Source organism: Dehalococcoidales bacterium, assembly GCA_028716225.1.
Classification (GTDB): Bacteria; Chloroflexota; Dehalococcoidia; order Dehalococcoidales; family UBA5760; genus UBA5760.
In genome coordinates this window covers 1-3,847 of sequence record JAQUQE010000091.1, presented here as the reverse complement: position 1 = coordinate 3,847, position 3,847 = coordinate 1, and the positions used below count along the sequence as shown (strand labels likewise).

Here is a 3,847-nt window from a genome sequence, read left to right as displayed (position 1 = left end):
TGAGCGAGGCATCCCTCTCCACCTCGCCGCCCGGCGCAATTACCACGTCAACTGGCGGGTTCATCCCTTTCAACCAGCCTTCGATCTTCCCAAACACCTGCCGTCTTTCCTTCTCGAGCTCAATCTGACGCTCGCGGTCCTCAATCAAGCCCATGTAGCTGACCGCCGTTCGTGTCAGCAACGCCGCCGCGACGGGATCGACGGTCCATTTGAGAAAGGACTGATAGAGGCCGCCCACGCCGTACACGGCATCATACTTCAACCTGTCCACACAATCACCTCCGGGTGTCGAGAACTCTCAGAAGGTTGACCATACCCAGGCCGACTACCGCTCCTCTGCCCACGCCTTCGCCCAGGATCGTCCTCACGTCGAAGCCCAGACGCTTCGACGCCTCATCGGTGCCTATGGCGATGATCTCTCTCCTTGCCTGACTGAGCAAGCGGTATTCCTCCTGGCTCAGCTTCACCGTGATCGTCCTCGGCAAATCCTCCCCAGACCATGACGGAAATACGGGTCTATTAGCCTTTGCACGGCCCTTGCCCGCACGCTAGCGGGCGTTTAGCCCGCAGACCATAGATATCTAGCCTAGCCTCTCTTTACACGCTACGGCCCTGCTTTCTAGTGCATTCTCTTGTTCTGTCTTTCATTCATCCTTTCAATCATTCATTCATTCATTAAATCAATCATTAAATTGATAACGGTTACCGTTATCATAGACTTTTCCATGCTGGTGTTATCAAAGAGCATTTATATACTCTGACTCCCATCATCCCATGATTCAGATTCAAAATCTGAATCCAGTGGAGGTCGAACAACAAATGGAACCAACTAGAGCAAGGAAAATGCAATCTGGAGCTGTGCTGGTCACGGTGTCCAACAAGGCTACCAGACTGTGTAAGAAGAATCGGCTGGCGAACTATTCCAGCGAGCTAGGGACGATACGGCTGGACGTGCAGGTACGCGGATGGGGGCATGAGTGGGACAGATACGAGCGTTCCGGTAGCTGGCAACAGGGCGGGGGCATCGTCACACGGTACGAGCGTCAATGGCCTATCCTGAAGCCTTCCAGCTTCGCTAGGAAGGCACAACTGGTCAGGCGCGAGTGCGGGGATGAGCGAACCATCCTAATACCAGTGAACTGCGTTCAGGATGCTGGCAGAATTGATCTTCCGACTGGCCGAGGAAAGAAGGCCGTCGGCGTGGCGAGGATGGCCGACGTGCTGGCAAAGCATGAGGTGCCAGTCACCCACGCAACGGTGAACGCACTGCTGGCACCGAGGGACTTGACCACCACCCGCCAATTCGTGCTGGCCGTACTCAAGGAGTGTGGCTGGAAGCAGAACGGTTCGGTGTGCAAACAGCCAGTGTTCCAGAGGGTAGCCAGTACGGTGCCGAAGTGGCTAAAGCGTTACGGCCAAAAGAAGAAGCGCAAGACACGCAAGCGCAAGCCAGCGCGGAGGGTGAGAGGGCATGGCACTTAATCCAGTCCAAGCATACTACAATCGCTGGCTACGGCACAAGGCAAAGCGGTTCTTCGACTTCGGGCGTGTCCAGATGTCCGTCGAAGAGTTCTTGGACAGGTGCCAGCAAGTGGATTGTCTCATCCCAGAGGCACCGAACCCGCCTATCCAGATTGCGGAGCTAGACACGTTCAGGTGGAACCCAGAGGTCAAGTGGGCTATACTGGACGAGGTTTGGAAGTCGTGCCAAGTGAAGCTGGCAAGGAAGCACCTGTCGGAGCGCGGTTTCCGACGGTTCCTATCTGGATTCGAGCCAGCAGAAAAGGCTAGACTAGTGCGACGTGCTGGACGTGCGAAGGCATTAAATACCGATGCCAAGCGCAGGGGCCAAGGTGCCAAGGGATTCGACGCCCTGATTCGCTCGGAGAGGGCGCGGGAAGCCCTGCACGTGAGAAGCGATGGCACGTCAAAACGCGTTCAGGAGTATGCCAGCCTGAGCGTCGCGGAGTGTGGCCCGACTCGCGGACTGTGTGCCAATTGCCCGAAGCGGTTCGGGTGCGCCGGAGCGCAGAACGGTATTGTCAGGTGTCCAGACTACCCACAGCCGGAAGTCCAACCGATAGGCCAGCCCTGCTGAAACCCTTTCCTTCTTTTTCAGTTTCCCTTTTCCGATAGATTGTTTGCAGGTGGTCACATGGAAACCAACTCGTATGTGCAAGGTGAAATCGAGTTTGCCTACGACTGCTGGAACAACGAGCGCGACGACTGCATACAGGCATGGGACGCACTCCAAGAAGTTCTGGGTGACGATGTCCATCTTGAGTGCGCCGTCCTCGACGCGAAGTATAAGCGCATCCTGTCGGACAGCCCCTCCAGCCAAGCCGAGTTCGAGGGCGAGTCGCATGAATACGAAACGCTCCTTAAGGAGCTGAGGAAGTGGGAGAAGCTATACAGCCACCTCTTCCGCCTGATAGACATCGACGTTACCGAACTCCGCATTGAAACTGGCGACACGACGACGTTCCAGAAGATTCCGGCGAATATCGACCCAGACGGATAGACGCAAACCCCTTTCCTTCTTTTTATCGTCCTCTTTCACTAGACCGAGCCTTCAGTTTCTCTTTTCCGATATTCTGTTATGGGAACGATCAATCCTGCCGAGGACTACTACCTCCCCTTTGTGGATGAGGAGCTTTGCCCGATTTGCGGGGGCAACCTCATCTTCTTGGGCAATCTCGGCTACACGTCGTGGTATCGGTGCGAAGCCTGTGGCATGACTTCCAGCCACTAAACCCTTCTTCTCATTTTCTCTTTTGCGATACTTAATATGCCGAGGGTGCAGGGAGACTTGGAATCCGCATCCTCGACAATCATTCTATCCCGCGATGGCGGGATGGACGGTTGCTATCGCGGGAGTTCGACCCCTGCTCATCCCCCGTCCATCCTAACACATTCCCTTTTGCGATGGCCTGTCATGTTCGCACCGATCCACGTTGAGTGTCCTAACTGCGGGGAGCAAATCTCCATCGACCCAAAGCACTTCCACAAGAGGCCGGATGACGCGGAGCCGTCGGAGATGAGCTACGAGGCCGAAGTGGTCTGCGAGTGCGGGAGATTCAGGTTCGACGTTCTGATGACGTTCATAGAAGGCGAGGAGAACGAGAACATCGAACTGGCAGACATCTCGGTTGGGCTTGCTCCCGTCATGCCAACAAACAACTGAAACCCCTTACCTTCTTTTCACTTTCCCTTTTCCGATACTAGGTTGGATCATCATGCCTACACTCAAGGCGAAGGCCACGCTGGACAAGGCCGAGGGCGAGAAAAACAAGTTCGGCAAAGTCCTGAGAACGAACCGCTATCGCCTCGACGGGGACATCAAGGGGACCATCTACGTCCCTCAGAAGGTGGACTCCTTCGAGATAGTGGCGAAGCTCTAAACCCCTTTCCGTTCTTTTCATTTTCCCCTGTGCGATAGTCAGGTGATTGCCATGCCGAAGTGTCCGAAATGCGGTGAGGAGATTAACCACCTCCACAACGTCCAGAACGCGGTGGACGAGTGGGAGTTCCGCGTCGTCGATGGTCGGGCGAGATACGACGAGGTTCACACATACCCCGCAAGCGACGACAGGAACGACTTTGAGTGTCCAGAGTGTTGGGAACTGTTGTTCAAGAACGAGGAGGAGGCCATCAGATTTCTTAGCGGTCAACTCGTTCCCATGCCTGAGCCTGAAACCACTTAATCTCTTTTTCCTATCTCATTCGCGGTAGATCATTCGATGACAGATTGGAAGGCCAAGTGTCCCAAGTGCGGGGTGGCAATCAGCTACCTCCACTACTACAACGACGGAGTGACCAAACAGATTTTCGACGTGGGATACGGCCC

Annotated in this window: 9 protein-coding genes; 7 read left to right on the top strand and 2 right to left on the bottom strand. The window is 55.1% G+C overall.

Annotation, left to right across the window (positions count from 1 at the left end; all coding sequences use genetic code 11):
* The coding region (locus tag PHI12_13940) for a hypothetical protein (GenBank protein ID MDD5511891.1) at positions 1 to 271 on the bottom strand (271 nt) is incomplete at its 3' end.
* A 4-nt stretch (positions 272 to 275) separates the two neighbouring features.
* Entirely contained in the window at positions 276 to 485 is a 210-nt protein-coding gene (locus PHI12_13935) for a hypothetical protein (GenBank protein MDD5511890.1), read from the bottom strand.
* A gap of 334 nt (positions 486 to 819) precedes the next feature.
* Here PHI12_13935 and PHI12_13930 point away from each other — a divergent pair, with 334 nt between their 5' ends.
* The 7 genes from PHI12_13930 (at position 820) to PHI12_13900 (ending at position 3,704) form a co-directional block, all read left to right on the top strand.
* Positions 820 to 1,482 (top strand): hypothetical protein, encoded by a 663-nt coding sequence (locus tag PHI12_13930; GenBank protein ID MDD5511889.1) that lies wholly within the window; start codon positions 820 to 822, stop codon positions 1,480 to 1,482.
* The gene (locus PHI12_13925) at positions 1,472 to 2,098 is read left to right on the top strand and encodes a hypothetical protein (protein MDD5511888.1); all 627 of its coding nucleotides are present in this window, start codon (positions 1,472 to 1,474) and stop codon (positions 2,096 to 2,098) included. Before PHI12_13930 ends, PHI12_13925 begins: the two co-directional genes overlap by 11 nt.
* A gap of 57 nt (positions 2,099 to 2,155) precedes the next feature.
* A complete protein-coding gene (locus tag PHI12_13920; GenBank protein MDD5511887.1) occupies positions 2,156 to 2,521 on the top strand; it encodes a hypothetical protein in 366 nt (121 codons plus the stop codon).
* A gap of 78 nt (positions 2,522 to 2,599) precedes the next feature.
* Positions 2,600 to 2,752 carry a hypothetical protein gene (locus PHI12_13915; protein ID MDD5511886.1) on the top strand — a complete coding sequence of 51 codons (153 nt, stop codon included), beginning with the start codon at positions 2,600 to 2,602 and terminating at the stop codon, positions 2,750 to 2,752.
* A 183-nt stretch (positions 2,753 to 2,935) separates the two neighbouring features.
* Positions 2,936 to 3,184 (top strand): hypothetical protein, encoded by a 249-nt coding sequence (locus PHI12_13910; GenBank protein MDD5511885.1) that lies wholly within the window; start codon positions 2,936 to 2,938, stop codon positions 3,182 to 3,184.
* Between the two features lie 52 nt (positions 3,185 to 3,236).
* Positions 3,237 to 3,401 carry a hypothetical protein gene (locus PHI12_13905; protein ID MDD5511884.1) on the top strand — a complete coding sequence of 55 codons (165 nt, stop codon included), beginning with the start codon at positions 3,237 to 3,239 and terminating at the stop codon, positions 3,399 to 3,401.
* A gap of 51 nt (positions 3,402 to 3,452) precedes the next feature.
* Positions 3,453 to 3,704, top strand: a complete 252-nt coding sequence (locus PHI12_13900) for a hypothetical protein (GenBank protein MDD5511883.1) — start codon at positions 3,453 to 3,455, stop codon at positions 3,702 to 3,704.
* The last annotated feature ends 143 nt before the right edge of the window (positions 3,705 to 3,847 follow it).